The sequence below is a fragment of the Amycolatopsis sp. DSM 110486 genome (assembly GCF_019468465.1).
Classification (GTDB): Bacteria; Actinomycetota; Actinomycetes; order Mycobacteriales; family Pseudonocardiaceae; genus Amycolatopsis.
Genome location: NZ_CP080519.1, coordinates 2,718,323 through 2,737,476 on the forward strand (window position 1 = coordinate 2,718,323; position 19,154 = coordinate 2,737,476).

The following is a 19,154-nucleotide window of genomic DNA, read 5'->3' on the forward strand; positions in this document are numbered from 1 at the left end:
CTCCGTACCCCTGGTGAGGGTGTCGACTCATCGGTATCCGGAGACGGTATTGGCTCCTCAGCTGCGGCGAAACCCACCGAACGGTGACTCCTGCCACCCTCACCGGACCGGGTGGCGTAACCCGCGGTTAACCCCGTGGCCCCGAATCGATCAAGATCGCGTAATCGCCGCCAGCATCAACCCCCGCAGCTCGGTGCCGACGGCCTCTACCGGCAACGGCGGTTCGTGCGCCTGCCATTCGCGCAGCAGACCCGTGGCGGCGCCGACGAGCGCGATCGCCGTGAGCCGGTAGTCCCGATCGGGCGCGGCGCCGGCTTCGGCCGCGCGGCGCGCCTCCGTCTCGATGAACGTGGCCCAGCGGTCCACCCACACCTGGTGCTGCGCCTCCAGCTCCGGGCTCACGCCCACGGCCTCGACGTAGTTCAGCCGTGGCATGCGCGGGTCGATGGTCACGGTCGCGACGAAGACGTCGAGCAGCTTCGCGATGCGCGTCATCGCGTCGGCGTCCTTGACCTCCTCCAGCGCGGCGGAGACGTGCGTGAGCGCGAGCGAGTTGATCCGGTCGTGCAGGGTCCGCAGCACCTCTTCCTTGCTGCCGAACTCCTCGTAGAAATTCCGGGTGGAGACCCCGGCACGAGTACACAACTGGGTGATCTTCGCCTGCCGGAAGCCCGTCGAGGTGAACAGCTCCAGTGCGGCCGTCAGCAGCCGCTCCCGGCGCTCGGCGCGTCTCTGCTCCGGCGGGACGCCACCGTAGGTACGGGCCACCGGCCCTCCTTCCCGCCGCGCGCCGCCCAGGGGCGGCACCGACGTCCATCTTGTGAAAATCCCAATTACCGATCGAACGGACGCGGGAGCGCTTGAAAATTGATTCCGGTAATCGCGGTGGCCACTCCGCCGAGCATTCACGAAACGCGGCCCACGCGCACGGTCCGGCGGACGGTCGCGCCGTCGAACCCGCGGCGATCACGGTATCGAGCAGCGGAACACCGGCTCGCGCAGGCCCCATCACAGGCGATCACCGAACGCTAAGTCGTTGCCACCCCTGGGAATCGTCCCTGCACCTCGCGCTTGAACATTGTTCTGCACCGGTGCGTCACGGCGGCACGCGCCGATCCGCGGTCCGGCGTGCGCGACACAGCGCGGACGCCGCCGCGCGCTCGGTACCGACGTGGACTGGCAGGGCTTCCCCTCGCTGGAACACCGTGTCGGCGTTCCCGGTCGACGTGCGCTGGCTGGGCACGAAGTTTTAGCAGCCCAAGCGTTTCAAGGCAACAGCCGCAAAGCAACCACGGCGTCTTCCGCCAGCGCCGTGGTGAGCGTGACCCCGACGGCCGGCGAGGTGCACGCCCACCAGTCGCCCGAAGCCGTGGGACGCGCGGGAAAACCCACCTCGAGGTCCGTCGCGAGCACCCGCTTGCCCGCCAGCACCGCCAGTCCGCCGTCCAGCGCGGGGTCGCCGATCGTCTGCGTCTGGCGCAGCAGCGGCACTCCGCCGCGGAGCACGTGCGTGGACGTGGTGAGCCGGCCGGGCCGTTCGCCCGCGCGGCCCAGTACCAGGACTTCCCGGGTGTGGAAACGGGAATTTTCCCCGAGCCTCGCGTGCAGCACGGCCACGTGGTCCGCGCGGGCGGTGACGACCGTCGGCTCGGGCAGGTAGGCCAGCGAACCACCGTCGGCCACCTCGATGTCCACAGTGGACGAACTGCGGCCACCGGACGGCCCCGGCAACGCGAGCGTCGCCGCCACCCCGGACAGCCGCAGCTCCGCGCCGGGCCCGACGCGGACGTCGAGCAGCAGCTCGTCGCCGCCCAGCGGCGCGGTGGCGGAGCTGACGAGGTGCACCACGGCTTGCCGCCCGGTGCGGCGGCGCGGGAACAACGTCAGCGGCGCCATCGAGCGCAGCTCACGCAGCACCGTGCGGCCGTCCTCGAAGCACGCGACCACCCGCGCGTGGGCCTTCACCCCGCGCGCACCGGCAGCACCGACCGCACCCACTGCGCGACGGCGTGCGCGTCCGGCGTGTCCACGAGCGACTGCGCGATGACCGGCAGCTCGCCGCGCATGCGGTGCGCGTCGGAGGTCATCACGTCGAGGTCCGCGCCGACGAGGTGGGCGATGTCGATCTTGTTGATCACCAGCAGGTCGGCCGTCGTCACGCCGGGGCCGCCCTTGCGCGGCACCTTGTCGCCGCCGGCGACGTCGACCACGAACACCTGGCTGTCGGCGAGGCCGCGGCTGAACACGGCGGTGAGGTTGTCGCCGCCGCTCTCGATGATGACCAGGTCCAGACCGGGGAAGCGCTCCTCGAGCTGCTCGACCGCGTCGAGGTTGGCGGTGATGTCGTCGCGGATCGCGGTGTGCGGGCAGGCGCCGGTCTGCACGGCCGCGATGCGCTCGGGCGCGAGGACGCCGGCCTTGCGCAGGAAGTCGGCGTCTTCGGTGGTGTAGATGTCGTTGGTGACCACAGCGAGGTTGAGCTCACCGCCGAGCGCGCGGCACAGTGCCGCCGTCAACGCCGTCTTGCCGCTGCCGACGGGCCCGCCGATGCCGATGCGGTAAGCGCGCCCAGCCGTCGGGGCGGGTTCGTAGTGGTCCGGTTCGGTCTCCGTCGGATCGAAGCTGACCGGATGGGCGTGACCGTGACCATGACCGTGGCCGTGTTCAGCTGGCAAAGAGACGCACCTCTTCCTCGTGGTGCCGGGCATGCGCCTCGGCGAACAGGTCCAACGCGGGTGAGCCCGGCGCGGGCAGGTCCGCCGGGTCCAGCCCGGCGACGCCGGCGGCGGCCCCGGCCACGGCGCGCACCTCGGCGCCGAGCCGGGCCACCACGGCGTTGACGGCGAACGGGTCGAGCCCCAGCAGCCGCACGGCCGCGCTCGCCGGCCCGCTCACGGCCAGGTACGCCACGGCCGCCGCGGCCTCGGCCGGCTCGCCACCGGCGATGCCCACCAGCGCTCCGCAGACGATCGGGTGGTGCGGCCGCGGCGTCTCGGCGAGCAGCGTGGTCAGCACCGGCGACGGCCACGCGACGGCCCCGGCCCGTGCGGTGCCCCGGCCCTGGGCCCGCGACGCCACGCGTTGGGCCGGAGAGGGCGTGCGCGCGTCGAGCTCCTGGTCGAGCCGCCGCCAGTGTCCACTATGGACGCCACGGCCGGCGGCGTGGGCCGAGGCCGCGGCGAACGCGGCCGACAGCGCGCCCGCCGTGCGCAGGCGGCTGAGCAGGAAGCCCGGCAGGTCGGCCTCGGTCCTCACGAGCTTGCGGCTCACGGCTTCCTCCAGGCCGCCGGAGTGCACGTGGCCGCCCCCGGGGAACCGGGAGTCGGCGAGGATCAGCGCTGAGAGGTCCATCAGAACAAGAAGTAGCGTTGGGCCATCGGCAGCTCCGTCACCGGCATCGGCTCGATCAGCTCACCGTCCACGAGCACCGCGAAGCTGTCGGGCTCCACGCGCACGTCCGGGGTCGCGTCGTTGAGCACCATGTCGGCCTTGGTCCGCACCCGCGTGTTCGCGACGGCGACCAGCGGCCGGTTGATGCCGAACGTCTCCGCGAGCCCCGAATCGAGGGCCTCCGGCGCCACGAAATGGAGACTCGACGCGGCGGCCACCCGCGGCACGGCGCCGAACATCGGCCGCCCCAGCACCGGCTGCGGAGTGGGGATCGACGCGTTCGCGTCCCCCATCGCCGCCCACGCCGGGAAACCGCCCTTGAGCACCACGTGCGGGCGCACGCCGAAGAACTTCGGTTCCCACAGCACGAGGTCCGCGAGCTTGCCGACCTCCACCGAGCCGATCTCGTCGTCCATGCCGTGGGCGATGGCGGGGTTGATCGTGTACTTGGCGACATAACGACGCGCGCGCAGGTTGTCGGCCGCGCCGTCGCCGGGCAGGGCGCCGCGGCGGCGTTTCATCACGTGTGCGGTCTGCCAGGTCCGGATGATCACCTCGCCGATGCGGCCCATGGCCTGCGAGTCGGAGCTCATCATCGAGATGGCGCCGAGGTCGTGCAGCACGTCCTCGGCGGCGATGGTGCTCGGCCGGATCCGGCTCTCGGCGAACGCCAGGTCCTCGGGCACCGACGGGTTGAGGTGGTGGCAGACCACGAGCATGTCGAGGTGCTCGTCGAGCGTGTTGACGGTGTGCGGGCGCGTCGGGTTGGTCGAGGACGGCAGGATGTGGGGCAGCGAGACGACCTGGATGATGTCCGGCGCGTGGCCGCCGCCGGCGCCTTCGGTGTGGTACGCGTTGATCGAGCGGCCGCGGATCGCCTCCACAGTGGACTCGAGGAAGCCGGCCTCGTTCAGCGTGTCGGTGTGGATGGCCACCTGCACGCCGGACTCGTCGGCCACGGTGAGGCACGCGTCGATGGCGGCGGGGGTGGTGCCCCAGTCCTCGTGCAGCTTGAACCCGCCGGCACCGCCGGCCAGCTGTTCGCGCAGAGCCTCGTGCCGGACGGTGTTCCCCTTGCCCAGCAGCAGGACGTTGACCGGGTAACCGTCCATTGCGGACAGCATGCGGCCAAGGTTCCACGCGCCGGGCGTGACGGTGGTGGCCTTGGTTCCCTCGTTCGGCCCGGTGCCGCCACCCACGAGCGTGGTCAGGCCCGCGGCGAGCGCGGTGTCCACGAGCTGCGGGCAGACGAAGTGCACGTGGCAGTCGATGCCGCCCGCGGTGAGGATCTTCCCGTTGCCCGACAGGACTTCCGTCGCCGGACCGATCACGAGCGCCGGGTCGACACCGTCCATCGTGTCGGGGTTGCCGGCCTTGCCGATGCCGACGATCCGCCCGTCGCGCACGCCGACATCGGCCTTCACCACACCCCAGTGGTCGAGGATCACGGCACCGGTGATGACCAGGTCGGGGGCGCCTTCCGCGCGCGTGGCCATGCCCTGGCCCATCGACTCGCGGATGACCTTGCCGCCGCCGAAGAGCACCTCGTCGCCGGAACCCGACGGGCCCATCGACCGGTCTTCGGTCACCTCGATGAGCAGGTCCGTGTCGGCCAGCCGGATCCGATCACCGGTGGTCGGACCGAACAATTCCGCATAACGCTCACGATCGATTCGGGGCATTTCAGAACTCCCCGGCATATTCGGTGCGCAACCCCGGCACCCGCCGGTTTCCCCGCAGCGGAACAAGATCGACTTCCCGCTCCACGCCGGGCTCGAACCGCACCGACGTCCCGGCCGGCACGTCGAGCCGGTGCCCTCGCGCGGCTTCGCGGTCGAACTCCAGACCCGGGTTCACCGCCGCGAAGTGGTAGTGCGAACCCACCTGCACGGGCCGGTCACCGAGGTTGCGCACGAGCAGCCGCGCCCTCTCCCGTCCGGGGTTCAGCTCCACGGGCTCATCGCCGGGAATGATCTCGCCTGGCCGCACGCGCTTCTCCTAGACGATCGGGTCGTGCACGGTGACGAGTTTCGTCCCGTCCGGGAAAGTGGCCTCCACCTGCACGGAGTCGACCATTTCGGGCACTCCGGAAAGCACCTGCGCACGCGAGAGCACGCTGCGTCCGCTCGATGCGAGCTCGCTCACGGAAAGCCCGTCGCGCGCCCCTTCGAGCACGTGGTCGGTGATCAGCGCGACGGCCTCGGGGTAGTTCAGCAGCACGCCGCGGTCAAGCCGGCGGCGCGCGACATCGGCGGCGACGTGGACCAGCAGCTTGTCGCGTTCCTGCGGGCTCAGGTGCATGCGACAGGTTGTATCACCGGGCCCGCCGCGTCGCCGGGTTCGGAAACACAGGATTTACCTCCGGTACACCGCGCGTCTTCGGGCTCGGTCACAGCCCGTTGCCGAAGAACTTGCCGCGACACGCCTTCCTGGACTGAATCGTTCTCGGAATCGTGACCGAAACCACCACATCTTTCATTGCCCACGGCTCGGCAGAGGAGCAAAGTTTGTCCAAACGTGCGATGAGGCGCGCCGAGTTGCGTGTATCCCGTCAGCGCGAGTGGTCAGACAAAGCCGGGGAAATGCGCATCGAAAGGTTCGCGAAGTGACTACCTCCACCATCAAGCAGACGAACTCCGACCAGGCCGACGACGGCTTCCGCCCCGGCCTCGAAGGCGTGGTGGCGTTCCGCACCGAAATCGCCGAACCCGACCGGGACGGCGGCGCGCTGCGGTACCGCGGTGTCGACATCGAGGACCTCGCCGGCAAGGTGAGCTTCGGGGACGTGTGGGGCCTGCTCGTAGACGGCCGGTTCGGCAACGGGCTCCCGCCTGCCGAGCCGTTCCCGCTTCCGGTGCACACCGGCGACGTACGCGTGGACGTGCAGGCGGCGCTGCCGATGCTCGCGCCGATCTGGGGTTACGAACCGCTGCTCGACATCACCGACGAGCAGGCCCGCGACCAGCTCGCGCGCGCGTCGGTGATGGCGCTGTCCTACATCGCGCAGTCGGCGCGCGGCATTTCGCAGCCGGCCGTGCCGGAGTCGAAGGTCGACGAGGCCGCGACGATTACCGAGCGCTTCATGGTCCGATGGCGCGGCGAACCGGACCCGGCCCATGTGAAGGCGCTCGACGCCTACTGGGTCTCGGCCGCCGAGCACGGCCTCAACGCGTCGACCTTCACCGCGCGCGTGATCGCGTCGACGGGCGCCGACGTGGCCGCCGCGCTCTCGGGTGCCATCGGCGCGATGTCGGGCCCGCTGCACGGTGGTGCGCCCGCGCGCGTGCTGCCGATGATCGAAGAGGTCGAGCGGACCGGTGACGCCGCCGGCCTGGTCAAGGGCATCCTCGACCGCAAGGAACGCCTGATGGGCTTCGGCCACCGCGTGTACCGCGCGGAGGACCCGCGCGCCCGCGTGCTGCGCCGCACCTGCCAGGAGCTCGGCTCCGAGCGCTACGAGGTCGCCGCGGCGCTGGAGCAGGCCGCGCTGACCGAGCTGCGCGAGCGCCGCCCGGACCACCCGATCGAGACCAACGTGGAGTTCTGGGCCGCCGTGATCCTGGACTTCGCGAAGGTGCCGCCGCACATGATGCCCGCGATGTTCTCCTCCGCGCGCACCGCCGGCTGGGCGGCGCACATCCTGGAGCAGAAGCGGACCGGCCGCCTCGTGCGCCCGTCGGCGAAGTACGTGGGCCCGGAGCCCCGCAAGCCCGAGGACGTCGAGGGCTGGGAAACCGTCACCAAGCACTGACCCGCGTTTGGCGTGAAGGGCACTTCGAGGGACTCTCGAGGTGCCCTTCACGCCGTTTCACGGGGAAACGCGCGCCGGATCGTGGGCGGCGGTCGTGGTGAGCATCGCCGTGAGCTGGTCGACGAGCCAGCCGTCGAGGATTTCGCGGGGCACGTCGCGTTCCTGAAGCCACGACAGCAGCGCGCCCTCGACCACGGCCGTCCAGCACCGCAGTGTGAGCAGCACGAGTGGCGACGGCTCGGCGAGGCCCAGCGCGTCGAGGATCAGCTCCACGGAGCGGTTGCGCACCTCGTCGATGGCCGCGTCCGTCTCCGAGGTCGCGATCACGGAACCGCTGCGGAGCAAGGCGACGTAGCCCGCGCGGTAGTGGTCGGCCACGTCGATGAGGCTCCGCACGGCCGTGCGCAGCCGGTCCTCCGGCGGCCCTTTCTCGAGGTGCGCGAGGCCGTCGACGAGGCCGTCGGTCACCGTGCGCAGCGCCTCGACCTGCAGTTCGCGCAGGCTCGGAAAGTAGCGGTAGAACAGCGGCCGCGACACCTCGGCGTGCGCGACGATGTCGTCCACCGTAACCAGTTCCGGGGCGCGGCTGCCGAACAGGTCCAGCGCGGCGGCGATCAGGTCGTCGCGCCGGGCCTGCGGGGTCATCCGGCGCGGGCGGCTCACGGGGTGACGTCCAGTTTCGCCGCCGCGCGCAGCAGGCCGGGCGTGAGGCGTGACAGGACCAGCGCGACCTTCGCCTCCGGCGTCGACGGCTGGATCGCGCGGTCGCGCTCGACGGCCCGCAGGATGTCGCGCGCCACCTTCTCCGGGCCGAAGCCGCGCCGCGCGTAGAGCTTCGTCGACGCCTTCTGCCGCCGCGCTTCCTCGTCCGGTGCGACGCCGACGAATCGCGTGGTGCTGGTGATGTTGGTGTTCACCAGACCCGGGCAGATCGCCGTGACACCGATGCCGTCACCCGCCAGTTCCGCCCGGAGCCCGACGCTCAGCGCGAGCACGGCGGCTTTCGTCGTGCCATACGCGGTGAGCACCTTCGACGGCAGGTACGCGGCGGCTGACGCGAGGTTCACGATCTGCCCGCCCTCGGCGCGCTCGACCATCATCGGCGCGAACGCGCGGCACCCGTGGATCACGCCCCACAGGTTCACGTCCACCACCTTCTCCCAGTCGGCGAGCGACGTGGCCAGGAACGGCCCGGACATTCCGATCCCGGCGTTGTTCACCACGATGTCGGGCACCCCGAACTCCGCGCGCACCTGCTCGGCGAACCGGGCCACGGCGTCGCCGTCGGCAGCGTCCACTGTGTACTCGCCGGCTTCGACACCCTTGTCCCGCACCAGCTTCGCCGTCTCCGTCGCCGCGACCTCGTCCACGTCGGTGACGATCACGTCGGCACCTTCGTCGGCGAACGCCAGCGCGGTCGCGCGCCCGATGCCACTGCCGGCCCCGGTGACGACCACAAGCTGGTTGGCGAAGCGGCCACGCCCGGCGTCGCCGACGCGAGCGCGTTTCAACGCCCGGCTCTCCTCGCCGCCCTCGACGTGGTCGATCAGCTCCGCCGTCGCCGAGGCGATGACGTCCGGATTGCTGCGGGCGATCCAGTGCGAACCGGTCAGCCGCCGCACGCGCAGGTCCGGCACCCAGCGCGAGATCTCCGTCTGCAGCGGCGTGGTCACGAACGCGTCGCGCGACGGCGCGAGCACCTGCACCGGCACGTCGGCCGAACGCGGCGCGGGCCGGGAAAGGCGCGTGAACATGTTGGCGCGGTACAGCTTCAGCCCGTGCACGGCGTCGGCCGTCGAGATGTGTCCCTCGGCCGGGTCCAGCCGGCGGATCAACGCGGGCACGATCCCCGAGCGCCAGCCCAGCTCCGGCACGAGCGGGAGCTGGAAGAGCAGGATGTAGTACGAGTGCAGGAATTGCCTCAGTGCACGCGGCAGACCCGACGGCCGCCGCAGCTGCGAGCGGAACCACGCACCGGCGTGATCGAGGCTCGGGCCCGAGATCGACGTGTACGACGCGATCCGCCCGCGCAGCTCGTCGCCGGTGACCGCGTGCCAGGTCTGGATCGAGCCCCAGTCGTGGGCGAGCAGGTGGACCTTGCCGGTCGGCTGCACGGCGTCGACGACCGCGGCGAGGTCGGACGCGAGCTGGTCGAGGAGGTACGCGCTGCGCGCCTTCGGCTTGTCGGACTCGCCCGCACCGCGCACGTCGTAGACCACGACGCGGTGGCGGCGGCCGAGCTCGGCGGCCACGCCGTCCCACATCGAGCCGTTGTCCGGGTAGCCGTGCACGAGCACGACCGTGGGTCCGTCCGCGGCGCCGGTCACGCGGACCGAGAGGCGGACACCGTCACTGGCGGTCACCTGCTTGTGAGACATTCTGTCATGTTAGACAATTTGTCAATAGGGGCGGTTCACCTCGGCGGCGGTTGCCGTCTGCCGGGCGTTCGTGCAGTGGGTGATCTCCGGGGTTCGCAACGGCGTTTTCGCTGGTTCCACGGGAAACACCGGCTCGTGTCCACCGTTCGGTGGACAGCCGGATTCCACTGGCCGGACGTTCCGCGGCGACACTGCGTGGCCGCAGGATTGAGCCATGACCACAGCAGTGAGGGTGCGCGGACTGCGCAAGGAGTACCCCGGCCACGTCGCCGTGGGTGGGCTCGACCTCGACATCCACCACGGCGAGGTATTCGCGCTTCTGGGGCCCAACGGCGCGGGCAAGACCACCACCGTCGAGATCCTCGAAGGACACCGGCAGCGCACGTCCGGCGAAGCCGACGTGCTCGGCGAAGACCCCGGCAAGGCCGGCCGTGCGTGGCGCTCCCGGCTCGGCATCGTGCTGCAGACGGCGACCGACGCGGCGGAGTTGAGCGTCACGGAAACCGTGCGCCACTTCGCGAAGTACTACCCCAACCCGCGAGACCCGGAGGCGGTGATCGACCAGGTCGGCCTCACCGAGAAGGCCGGCGCCCGCGTGAAGTCGCTTTCGGGCGGGCAGCGCCGTCGCGTCGACGTAGCGCTCGGCATCATCGGCCGACCCGAGCTGCTCTTCCTCGACGAGCCCACCACGGGGTTCGACCCGGAGGCGCGGCGGCAGTTCTGGGGCCTGATCGAAGGTCTCGCGAAGGAGGGCACCACGATCCTGCTCACCTCGCACTACCTCGACGAGGTGGAGGCTCTGGCCGACCGGCTCGTGGTGATCGCCGACGGCAGCGCGGTCGCGGAGGGGACCCCGGAAACGCTCGGGGGCCGCGGCCAGGCCGAGGCAATCGTGCGGTGGAGCGACGAAACCGGGGAGCACGAGGAACGCACCGCGTACCCGACGAAACTCGTCACGCAGGTGTCCGGTGGGACGAGGGAGCTCACCGGCCTCACCGTGACGCGCCCCAGCCTGGAGGACATCTACCTTGAACTGATCGGGGAGAAATCGTGACCACCGCACTCGCCCTCCCGGGCACCTTCACCCTCGGCGCCGCGCGAGGCAGCTTCGAGCTGCGGCAGTTCTTCCGCAACAAGGAACAGGTGGTCTTCACCTTCTCCCTGCCCGCGGTGCTGATGATCCTGCTCGGGTCCATTCTGGACGGACCGACCGGACAGGCCGGCGTCTCGTCGGGACAGCTGCTCGCCGCGAGCATGATCGGCGCGGGCATCGTGTCGACATCGTTCAACAGCGTCGGCATCGGGATCGCGGCCGACCGCGAGGTGGGCGCGCTCAAACGCCTGCGCGGCACGCCGATGCCCGCCGCGTCGTACTTCATCGGCAAGATGATCATGGTGCTCGTGACGAGCGTGGCGCAGACGGTGATCATGGCCGCGGTCGCGATGCTGCTGTTCGGGCTGAAGCTGCCGGCCGACGGCGAGAAGTGGGCCACGCTGGTCTGGGTGATGCTGCTGGGCGTGATCTCCTCGACGCTGCTCGGCATCTCGATCAGCTCGCTCACCCGCACCGCCAACGGCACGGTGGCCGTGGTGCAATTGGTCTACCTGGTGCTGCAGTTCATCTCGGGCGTGTTCGTCACGCCGATCACGCACCTGCCGAAAATCATGGTCGACATCGCGTCCTTCTTCCCGCTGAAATGGATCTGCCAGGGTTTCCGGTCGGTCTTCCTCCCGGAGGCGGCCGCGAGTCAGGAGATGGCGGGGTCATGGGAACTTCCGATGGTGGCGCTGGTGCTCGGCGCCTGGTGCGTGGCTGGGCTCGTGCTCGCGAGGCTCACGTTCCGGTGGACGAACGAAGCGAAGTGACACCCCCGGACGACGCGTGGGAGCGCTCGTTCTGGGTCTGGGAGGTGCTGTTCGCGGTCGTCTACCTGGCGACCGCCCTCCTGGTGTTCTTCGACGACGTCTCCCTGGCGGAGAAGGTGGTCGCGGAGACCGTGCTCGCGGCGCTGCTGCTCGGCTACTTCGCGGCGGGGCGCCGGATCGTGCGCACCGACGACAACCCCGTTCCCCGCGCTGCCGCGACGAGTGTGCTCGTGGTGCTCGTGGCCACGGCGATCTTCTCCGACACCACGGCCTCGTTCATCCTGTTCATGGCGTGCCCGATGCTGTTCATGCTGCAGGAGATCCGCCCGGGCATCGTGCTCACGACGGTGCTGATCCTGCTGGACCCGGTAGCCGCAGTCGTCCGTGGCGGCTGGGAGAACCCGAGCCTGCCGATCCTGCTGCCGATGACCGCGATCCTCGTGGTGTTCAGCGTGCTGGCGGGCAAGTTCACCACCGACGTCATCAAGCAGAGCGCCGCGCGCGCCGAGCTCATCCGACAGCTGGAAGACAGCCAGGCCGAGGTCTCGCGGCTCTCGCGCGAAGCCGGCACGGCGGCCGAACGCGAACGCCTGGCGCGCGAAATCCACGACACGCTGGCGCAGGGGTTCACCAGCATCGTCACGCTCGCGCAGGCCATCGAGTCCGAACTGGACACCGACCTGGTGGCGGTCCGCCGGCACCTCGCGCTGGCGTCGTCCACGGCCCGCGAGAACCTCGCCGAGGCCCGCGCGATGGTTGCGGCTCTCGCACCTTCGGACCTCGCGGCCGGGACCCTCACCAACGCGGTGCGCCGCGCGGCCGAGCGCCTCGCCGACGAAGCCGGCCTCCACGTCGAGTACGAAGTGGACGATCCCCTGCCACCGCTGGCCATGGCGTCCGAGGTCGTGCTGCTGCGCGGCGCGCAGGAGGCGCTGGCCAACGTCCGCAAGCACTCGGGCGCCGACTCGGTGCTGGTGCGGTTGTCCGCTGTGGACGGAACGGTACGGTTGCGCGTGCGCGACGACGGCCGCGGCTTCTCCCCCGACGCGCCCACCGAGGGCTTCGGCCTGCGCGGGATGCGCTCACGCGTCGAGCAGGTGGGCGGCCGGCTGAGCCTGCGCGGCGGCGCGGACGGCGGTACGGAACTCGAGCTGGAGGTACCCGCGTGATCACGATCATGCTGGTCGACGACCACCCCGTGGTGCGCGAAGGCCTGCGCGGGATGCTCGAGGCCGAGGCCGATCTGACCGTCGTCGGTGAGGCGGGCTCGGGCCACGAAGCCATCGCGCTCGACCGCGTGAAGCAGCCCGACGTCGTGCTGATGGACCTGCGCATGCCGGGTCTCGACGGCGTCGGCGCGATCCGCGGCATCCTCAAGGAGACGCCGAAGCGGCGGATCGTCGTGCTCACCACGTATGAGACCGACGCCGACATCCTGCGGGCCGTCGAGGCGGGCGCAGCGGGGTACCTGCTCAAGGACGCGTCCCGCGCCGAGCTGGCCGGCGCGATCCGGGCGGCGGCGCGCGGCGAGACGGTGCTGGCGCCGTCGGTGGCGGGCAAGCTCGTGAACCGCGTGCGGAACCCGGAACCCGCGTCGCCGCTGTCGGCGCGCGAGGTCGAGGTGCTGCGGCTCGTCGCGAAGGGACTGACGAACGCCGAAATCGGGCGCTCGCTGCACATCGGCGAGGCGACGGTGAAAACGCACCTGCTGCGGGTGTTCGGCAAGCTCGGCGTGTCCGACCGCACCGCGGCCGTGACCACGGCTCTGGACCGGCAGCTGCTGGGCTGAGCCGCGCGGGGCAGAATGGCCCGCATGCTCGCTTCCACCGAACTCGCCCTGTACCGCCGGCTCGCGCGGGAGCAGGCGTCCTCCCGCACGCCGTCCCTCGTCGCCGCCGTGGTGCGCGACGGGAACCTCGTGTGGTCCGGCGCGCGCGGCCGCGTCGGCTCCGCGCGCCCCGACGACGACACGCAGTACCGCCTCGGCTCGATCACCAAGACGATGATCGCCACGGCCGTGCTGCGCCTGCGCGACGAGGGCCGGCTCGAGCTCACCGACCCGATCGAGAAGCACCTGCCCGGCACGGCGTTCGCCACGGCGACGGTGGCGCAGCTGCTCTCGCACACCTCCGGCCTCACGTCAGAGTCGCCGGGCCAGTGGTGGGAACGCACGCCGGGCGGCGACTGGGGCGCGCTCGTGGCGAGCCTCGACAAGGACGCGACGAAACTGCGTCCCGGCTTCAAGTTCCACTACTCCAACGTCGGCTTCGGCGTGCTGGGTGAGCTGGTGGCGCGCCTGCGTGGGAAGCCGTGGTTCGACGTCGTGCGCGAGGAGATCCTCACGCCGCTGGGCATGACCCGCACAACGCCGCACCCCCAGGGCGCGCACGCGGAGGGCTTCGCCGTGCACCCGTTCGCCGACGTCCTGCTGCCCGAGCCCTCGCCCGACGCCGGCGCGATGGCCCCGGCCGGCCAGCTCTGGTCGACGGTCAAGGACCTCGGCCGCTGGACCTCGTTCATCGGCGGCCACACCGGTGGCGTGCTGAGCGAGGACACCGTCGCCGAGATGCGGATGATGAACACCGTCGACGACACCGAGGTCTGGACCACGGGCTTCGGCCTCGGCGTGATGGTGGTGCGCTACGAGGGCCGCCACCTCGCGGGCCACACCGGCTCGATGCCGGGCTTCCTCGCCGCGTCGCTCGTCGACCCGGCCACCGGCACCGGCGCGCTGTGCCTCACCAACGCGACCGCGGGCGTCGGCATCACGCAGCTGACCCTCGACCTGCTCACGATGACCGACGAGCTCGAGCCCGCGCTGCCCGACGAGTGGGAGCCGTCCACTGTGGACCCGGCACTGCTCGCGCTCACGGGCCTGTGGCACTGGGGCCCGACGCCGTACCACCTGCGCGTGCTGGGGTCGGACCTCATCTCGCTCGACCCCGCCAACGGCGGCGGGCGCGCGTCCCGCTTCCGGCCCACCGGCCCGGACACCTGGCTCGGCCTCGACGGGTACTACACCGGCGAGACCCTCACCGTCGGCCGCGACGCGTCGGGCACGGCGAACCACCTCGACCTCGCGACGTTCATCTTCACCCGCACCCCGTACGACCCCGCCGCGCCGGTTCCGGGCGGTGTCGACGAGAACGGGTGGCGCTGAGCGTTCCGGCCTGGGTGTGTCCCGTTCGCCGGGAGCGGCCGGGGTGTCCGATTCCACATGTCGGACACCTCCCCACCGCATTGAGCAGGCGCATCCCGACCTGAGAGACTGCCCACATGACCGACGCAGCGGAGTTGAGCATCCCCGAAGACCTCAAGCCGGCCGATGGGCGCTTTGGTTGCGGACCGTCCAAGGTCCGTGACGAGCAGCTCGCCAAGCTGGCTGAGTCCGGCCACACCTACCTCGGCACGTCGCACCGCCAGAAGCCGGTGAAGTCGCTGGTCGGGCGCGTGCGCGCGGGGCTGTCCGAGCTGTTCTCCCTGCCGGAGGGCTATGAGGTCATCCTCGGCAACGGCGGCACCACCGCGTTCTGGGACGCCGCCGCGTTCGGGCTCGTGCGCGAGCGCGCGCAGCACTTCACCTACGGCGAGTTCTCCTCGAAGTTCGCGAGCGTCACGAACAAGGCGCCGTTCCTCGCCGACTCGATCATCGTGAAGGCGGAAGCGGGCAGCGCGCCCGACATCGCGTACGAAACCGGTGCCGACCTCGTCGGCTGGGCGCACAACGAAACCTCGACCGGTGTCGCGGTGCCGGTGCGTCGCCCCGAGGGCAGTGACGGCGCCCTGGTCGCGATCGACGCGACGTCCGGCGCCGGCGGCCTGCCGGTGAAGGCCGAGGACTTCGACGTCTACTACTTCGCGCCGCAGAAGTCCTTCGCGTCCGACGGTGGCCTGTGGATCGCCCTCGCTTCGCCGGCCGCGGTCGAGCGCATCGGCGAGCTGGGCGGCGGCGACCGCTGGATCCCCGAGTTCCTGTCGCTCACCACAGCACTGGACAACTCGCGCAAGGACCAGACGTACAACACCCCGGCCGTGGCCACGCTCTTCCTGCTCGCCGACCAGATCGAGTGGATGAACGGCCAGGGCGGGCTCGCCTGGACGACCGCGCGCACGCAGGACTCGTCGAACCGGCTCTACGAGTGGGCCGAGAAGACCTCCTACACCACGCCGTTCGTGAAGGACCCGGACCTGCGCTCGCAGGTCGTGGGCACCGTCGACTTCGCCGACGAGGTCGACGCCGCCGCCGTGGCCAAGGTGCTGCGCGCCAACGGCATCGTCGACACCGAGCCGTACCGCAAGCTGGGCCGCAACCAGCTGCGCGTCGGCCTGTTCCCGGCCATCGACCCCGACGACATCACGAAGCTCACGCAGAGCATCGAGTACGTCGTCGAGCGGCTGGGCTGAGTTCTGTACTGCGGAGTTCCGCACCGCTGAGTTCCGTACGCGACGGGCCCCTCTCACTCCGGGAGGGGCCCGTCGTGCGTTGCGCGACGAACACGGAACACCACTCATTCGTGACGGAACGTGGTCGGCGTGTCCCACGGGTGCCCGGTGAGCGGGCCCGGGAGGATGACGGAGACCGTCGCCAAAAAGGTGACGGTTGGGTGATGCATCGGCGCGCCTCGCACGTCAAGCCGACGCGCCGTTCTAACGTGAGCACCCACAAAGGTGAAGATCGGGGAGGCGAGAAATGCGGGCGCTACGGGTGGTCGGTCTGCACGAGGACGGCAAGTCCATCGTGCTCGAGGACCCGGCGAGCCGTACCCGCTTCCTGCTCCCGGCCGATGAAACACTGCGAGCGGCGGCTAGGGGGGACATCGCCCGGCTGGGCCAGATCGAAATCGAGTTGGAGAGCCAGATGCGGCCACGCGAGATCCAGGCGCGAATCCGCGCCGGCGAGTCCGTCGAACAGGTCGCGAGCGGCGCCGGCGTCTCGGCGCAGCGCGTGGAGAGGTACGCCTACCCCGTACTGCTGGAGCGCTCGCGCACGGCCGACCTCGCCCAGAGCGCCCACCCCGTCCGCGAAGACGGCCCCGACGTGCAGACGCTCGGTGAGGTGATCGCGTACGCGTTCGGCGTCCGCGGCCACGACTACAGCCAGGCCCGCTGGGACTCCTGGCGCGGCGACGACGGCAAGTGGGTCGTCGTCCTGCAGTGGAAGGCCGGGCGCTCCGACAACCGCGCCCACTGGTCCTTCTCGCCCGGCGCCCACGGCGGCACCGTGCACGCCCTCGACGAGAACGCCGAGGTGCTGCTCAACCCCAACTCCTACCGCCCGCCGCGCACGGTCCGCGCCCTCGACCCGGCGCGTGACGCCGTCGTGCAGCCGACGCTGGACTCGGCCGAGGACGAGCGGCTGGCGATCGAGGCGCCCACCGAGCCGCACGAGGAGGACGACGACACCCGGGAGATCCCGCGCGTCCCGTCCGACGACGAGGCCGCCGACGACGACCAGCCGCGCGCGAAGCCCAAGAAGAACCACCCCATCGTGCCTTCGTGGGAAGACGTCCTGCTGGGCGTGCGTTCCCAGCGCGGCTAGTCCTCGAGGAGCACGGCCAGCGACTTCGGCGCGACCAGCCGGTAGGCGTCGCGCACGATGTGGTCGATCTCGGCCCAGTCGACGTCCACGTCAAGGCGTACGCCGAGCCAGCCGCGGTGCCCGACGTAGGGCGGGCGGAAGAAGCGTTCCGGCTCGGTGCGCACGAGATCCTCCTGCGCACCGGGCGGCGCCGGGCACCAGAAGCCCAGGCGCCCGTCGTCGTGGTGGTGGTTCGCGAACGTCACGAACGTCTTCTTGCCGCGCACGAACCACGTCGGCTCGCCGTGGCTGAGCCGTTCGGTCGCCTCGGGCAGGGCGAGGCACAGCTTGCGCAACTCGTCGAGGGGCGCCATCGGGCCAGTATCGGCCGGTCAGAGCACGATCGCCAGCACACCCAGCCACGCCGCGATGATCCCGGCACTCGCGCCGTAGACCGCCCACCGCACGATCGGCAGCCGCCGCCCGAGCCACAGCGACGGCCCGATCCCTGCGGTCACCACGACCGACGCCACCAGCGCGATCCACTTGTTCGTCTCTTGCGCGAGCGTTCCTGCCAACGCCAGCATCGCCACGGCCACGAGCACCGCGGCGAACGCCGACACCGTCAGCCCGGTCACCCAAGGCGTCGGCTCAGTCGCGGCTCCAGGCACCCCACGCCGCCGCGCCACCACGCGCGCGGGCGGGTCGATCACCGTCTCGACGCCGGACACCGGATCCACGAACCGCACCGTCGTCCCCATCACCGTCGCCAGCCGCCCGGCCAGCTGCCGCCCCCGCTGCGACACGACGGACGTCGCGACCTCCGCGTCGCCCCCCGCCCGCGACACCGCCGACGCGACGCGTGCCCACTCGTGCAGCGCCTGCGCCAGGTCCGGCCCGATCGCCAACCGCCGCGGGTCGACTTCGCGCGCACCCTCGCCACCCGGGCCGGCGAGCACCGCGCGCTCGCCCCGGATCCGCAGCTCCACTGACGTCCTCCCGCTGGGCATTTCCCACCTGCAGGTGCTTGCCCTCGAACGCGACTGCGTCTGCCCGCACCTGCCCGCAGCAGCGTAAGCCCCGCGAGCCTCCCGGCGGGACCGGCACCCGGCGCGGAAACCGACCGAAATCAGAGCCGCACGTCGAGCAGCTCCTCCACGGCCGCGGCGACCTCGAAGTCGTCCGACTCCGTCGCGTAGATCAACAACCGGCGAAATCCGGCTCACCCGAATGTTGATCACCGCGCGAAAATAGCCGCGCCGGCCCGCCGATGCCAGGGACTGCCGCGCGGGCGGGGCCGGATGGGCCACGGTCGTTGACCGATCGACATCTCCGCCTGTGGTTACCGGCGCGAAATGGGTATCCCGGAAAGGTGAGCACCTCAACGCGTGGCGGCGACCTCGTGGAACGCGACCGCGGCGGCGGTGGCGACGTTCAGCGAGTCGACGCCCGGCACCATCTCGATGCGCACGACCAGATCCGCGGCCGTGATCGCCTCTTCAGTGAGCCCGGGTCCCTCGGCGCCGAGCATCAGCGCCACCCGCTCGCCGACCTTCTCGCGCAGTCCGCGCAGCGGAACGGATCCCGGCCGCGGTGTGAGCGCCGCCACGGTGAAACCGCTTACCCGCAAGAGGTTCAGTCCGTCGGGCCACCCGTCCAGCGGAGCGAAGGGCACGCGGAGCACGTGCCCCATCGACACGCGCACGCTGCGCCGGTACAGCGGATCCGAGCAGCCCGGCCCGAGCAGGACACCGTCGACACCGAGCGCGGACGCGTTGCGGAAGATCGAACCGAGGTTCTCGTGGTCGCCGACCCCTTCGAGCACGGCGAGCACTTGCGCCCCGGCGATGATCTCCGAAACCGCAGGCGGCGCCGGACGATCGGCCACCGCCAGCACCCCGCGGTTGAGGTGGAACCCCACCACGGAAGCCATCGTTGCCGCCGAAGTCACGTACGCGGGCGCGTCGACGCCGGAAAGGTCGAGGTCACGCACCCGCCGTTCCACGCCGAGCAACGCGCGCAGGGGGTACCGCGAAGCGAGCATCCGCTCGACCACCACGGTGCCTTCCGCGATCACGAGCCCCCGCCCACCGGGACGGTCCGGCCGCCGGTCCGCAGTGGACAAGTCGCGGAAATCGTCGAGCCGGGGATCTTCGGGATCCTCGGTGAAGATCAGTTCAGCCACACCGCACAGTGTGACATCCGCATGCCGGGACCCCGCCCGGTACAAAGCTGGTCCGAACGACCGGAT

20 protein-coding genes are annotated in these 19,154 nt (G+C 71.0%); 8 read left to right on the forward strand and 12 right to left on the reverse strand.

Features of this window, described 5'->3' with window-relative positions:
* Positions 1-150: 150 nt before the first annotated feature.
* The 7 genes from K1T34_RS13290 to K1T34_RS13320 all read right to left on the reverse strand — a co-directional run bounded on the left by K1T34_RS13290 (position 151) and on the right by K1T34_RS13320 (position 5,691).
* Positions 151-768 carry a TetR/AcrR family transcriptional regulator gene (locus K1T34_RS13290; RefSeq protein ID WP_220244573.1) on the reverse strand — a complete coding sequence of 206 codons (618 nt, stop codon included), beginning with the start codon at positions 766-768 and terminating at the stop codon, positions 151-153.
* 498 nt (positions 769-1,266) lie between these two features.
* Positions 1,267-1,965 (reverse strand): urease accessory protein UreD, encoded by a 699-nt coding sequence (locus K1T34_RS13295; RefSeq protein ID WP_220244574.1) that lies wholly within the window; start codon positions 1,963-1,965, stop codon positions 1,267-1,269.
* Entirely contained in the window at positions 1,962-2,675 is a 714-nt protein-coding gene (ureG, locus tag K1T34_RS13300; RefSeq protein WP_255638487.1) for an urease accessory protein UreG, read from the reverse strand. The genes K1T34_RS13295 and ureG overlap by 4 nt, the downstream gene beginning before the upstream one ends.
* A complete protein-coding gene (locus K1T34_RS13305; RefSeq protein WP_220244576.1) occupies positions 2,665-3,351 on the reverse strand; it encodes an urease accessory protein UreF in 687 nt (228 codons plus the stop codon). Before K1T34_RS13305 ends, ureG begins: the two co-directional genes overlap by 11 nt.
* A complete protein-coding gene (locus K1T34_RS13310) occupies positions 3,351-5,072 on the reverse strand; it encodes an urease subunit alpha (RefSeq protein WP_220244577.1) in 1,722 nt (573 codons plus the stop codon). Before K1T34_RS13310 ends, K1T34_RS13305 begins: the two co-directional genes overlap by 1 nt.
* A 1-nt stretch (position 5,073) precedes the next feature.
* Positions 5,074-5,379 carry an urease subunit beta gene (locus K1T34_RS13315; RefSeq protein ID WP_220244578.1) on the reverse strand — a complete coding sequence of 102 codons (306 nt, stop codon included), beginning with the start codon at positions 5,377-5,379 and terminating at the stop codon, positions 5,074-5,076.
* Between the two features lie 9 nt (positions 5,380-5,388).
* Positions 5,389-5,691, reverse strand: coding sequence for an urease subunit gamma (locus K1T34_RS13320; protein ID WP_220244579.1), 303 nt, complete (start codon positions 5,689-5,691; stop codon positions 5,389-5,391).
* Between the two features lie 304 nt (positions 5,692-5,995).
* Here K1T34_RS13320 and K1T34_RS13325 point away from each other — a divergent pair, with 304 nt between their 5' ends.
* Positions 5,996-7,141, forward strand: a complete 1,146-nt coding sequence (locus K1T34_RS13325) for a citrate synthase 2 (RefSeq protein ID WP_220244580.1) — start codon at positions 5,996-5,998, stop codon at positions 7,139-7,141.
* 57 nt (positions 7,142-7,198) lie between these two features.
* Here the strand turns inward: K1T34_RS13325 and K1T34_RS13330 are convergent, their stop codons facing one another.
* Entirely contained in the window at positions 7,199-7,786 is a 588-nt protein-coding gene (locus K1T34_RS13330) for a TetR/AcrR family transcriptional regulator (RefSeq protein WP_220247179.1), read from the reverse strand.
* A 14-nt stretch (positions 7,787-7,800) separates the two neighbouring features.
* Positions 7,801-9,519, reverse strand: coding sequence for an SDR family oxidoreductase (locus K1T34_RS13335; protein WP_255638488.1), 1,719 nt, complete (start codon positions 9,517-9,519; stop codon positions 7,801-7,803).
* A 214-nt stretch (positions 9,520-9,733) separates the two neighbouring features.
* Between K1T34_RS13335 and K1T34_RS13340 the strand changes: the two genes are divergently transcribed.
* From K1T34_RS13340 to sepH, 7 genes are all read left to right on the forward strand, one after another.
* Entirely contained in the window at positions 9,734-10,573 is an 840-nt protein-coding gene (locus tag K1T34_RS13340) for an ABC transporter ATP-binding protein (protein ID WP_220244581.1), read from the forward strand.
* Positions 10,570-11,385: an ABC transporter permease gene (locus K1T34_RS13345; RefSeq protein WP_220244582.1), complete on the forward strand. Its 816-nt coding sequence runs from the start codon at positions 10,570-10,572 to the stop codon at positions 11,383-11,385. Before K1T34_RS13340 ends, K1T34_RS13345 begins: the two co-directional genes overlap by 4 nt.
* Positions 11,382-12,554, forward strand: a complete 1,173-nt coding sequence (locus K1T34_RS13350) for a sensor histidine kinase (RefSeq protein WP_255638489.1) — start codon at positions 11,382-11,384, stop codon at positions 12,552-12,554. The genes K1T34_RS13345 and K1T34_RS13350 overlap by 4 nt, the downstream gene beginning before the upstream one ends.
* Positions 12,551-13,174: a response regulator transcription factor gene (locus tag K1T34_RS13355; RefSeq protein WP_220244584.1), complete on the forward strand. Its 624-nt coding sequence runs from the start codon at positions 12,551-12,553 to the stop codon at positions 13,172-13,174. Before K1T34_RS13350 ends, K1T34_RS13355 begins: the two co-directional genes overlap by 4 nt.
* A gap of 24 nt (positions 13,175-13,198) precedes the next feature.
* Complete coding sequence (locus K1T34_RS13360) at positions 13,199-14,545, forward strand: serine hydrolase (protein WP_220244585.1); 1,347 nt, start codon at positions 13,199-13,201, stop codon at positions 14,543-14,545.
* A gap of 116 nt (positions 14,546-14,661) precedes the next feature.
* On the forward strand, positions 14,662-15,789 hold the full coding sequence (serC, locus tag K1T34_RS13365; protein WP_220244586.1) for a phosphoserine transaminase: 1,128 nt from the start codon (positions 14,662-14,664) through the stop codon (positions 15,787-15,789).
* Between the two features lie 286 nt (positions 15,790-16,075).
* Complete coding sequence (gene sepH, locus K1T34_RS13370) at positions 16,076-16,924, forward strand: septation protein SepH (protein ID WP_220244587.1); 849 nt, start codon at positions 16,076-16,078, stop codon at positions 16,922-16,924.
* Here the strand turns inward: sepH and K1T34_RS13375 are convergent.
* The 3 genes from K1T34_RS13375 to K1T34_RS13385 form a co-directional block, all read right to left on the reverse strand.
* Positions 16,921-17,277, reverse strand: coding sequence for an MmcQ/YjbR family DNA-binding protein (locus K1T34_RS13375; RefSeq protein ID WP_220244588.1), 357 nt, complete (start codon positions 17,275-17,277; stop codon positions 16,921-16,923). The genes sepH and K1T34_RS13375 overlap by 4 nt on opposite strands.
* An 18-nt stretch (positions 17,278-17,295) precedes the next feature.
* A complete protein-coding gene (locus K1T34_RS13380; protein WP_220247181.1) occupies positions 17,296-17,892 on the reverse strand; it encodes a DUF2537 domain-containing protein in 597 nt (198 codons plus the stop codon).
* A gap of 392 nt (positions 17,893-18,284) precedes the next feature.
* On the reverse strand, positions 18,285-19,088 hold the full coding sequence (locus K1T34_RS13385; RefSeq protein WP_220244589.1) for an RNA methyltransferase: 804 nt from the start codon (positions 19,086-19,088) through the stop codon (positions 18,285-18,287).
* Between the last annotated feature and the right edge of the window lie 66 nt (positions 19,089-19,154).

Coding starts and splice junctions, on each gene's coding strand:
- K1T34_RS13335 (WP_255638488.1), bottom strand. CDS start 9,519: ATGTCTCACAAGCAGGTGACCGCCAGTGACGGTGTCCGCCTCTCGGTC.
- serC (WP_220244586.1), top strand. CDS start 14,662: ATGACCGACGCAGCGGAGTTGAGCATCCCCGAAGACCTCAAGCCGGCC.
- K1T34_RS13310 (WP_220244577.1), bottom strand. CDS start 5,072: ATGCCCCGAATCGATCGTGAGCGTTATGCGGAATTGTTCGGTCCGACC.
- sepH (WP_220244587.1), top strand. CDS start 16,076: ATGCGGGCGCTACGGGTGGTCGGTCTGCACGAGGACGGCAAGTCCATC.
- K1T34_RS13320 (WP_220244579.1), bottom strand. CDS start 5,691: ATGCACCTGAGCCCGCAGGAACGCGACAAGCTGCTGGTCCACGTCGCC.
- K1T34_RS13340 (WP_220244581.1), top strand. CDS start 9,734: ATGACCACAGCAGTGAGGGTGCGCGGACTGCGCAAGGAGTACCCCGGC.
- K1T34_RS13305 (WP_220244576.1), bottom strand. CDS start 3,351: ATGGACCTCTCAGCGCTGATCCTCGCCGACTCCCGGTTCCCCGGGGGC.
- K1T34_RS13375 (WP_220244588.1), bottom strand. CDS start 17,277: ATGGCGCCCCTCGACGAGTTGCGCAAGCTGTGCCTCGCCCTGCCCGAG.
- K1T34_RS13330 (WP_220247179.1), bottom strand. CDS start 7,786: ATGACCCCGCAGGCCCGGCGCGACGACCTGATCGCCGCCGCGCTGGAC.
- K1T34_RS13360 (WP_220244585.1), top strand. CDS start 13,199: ATGCTCGCTTCCACCGAACTCGCCCTGTACCGCCGGCTCGCGCGGGAG.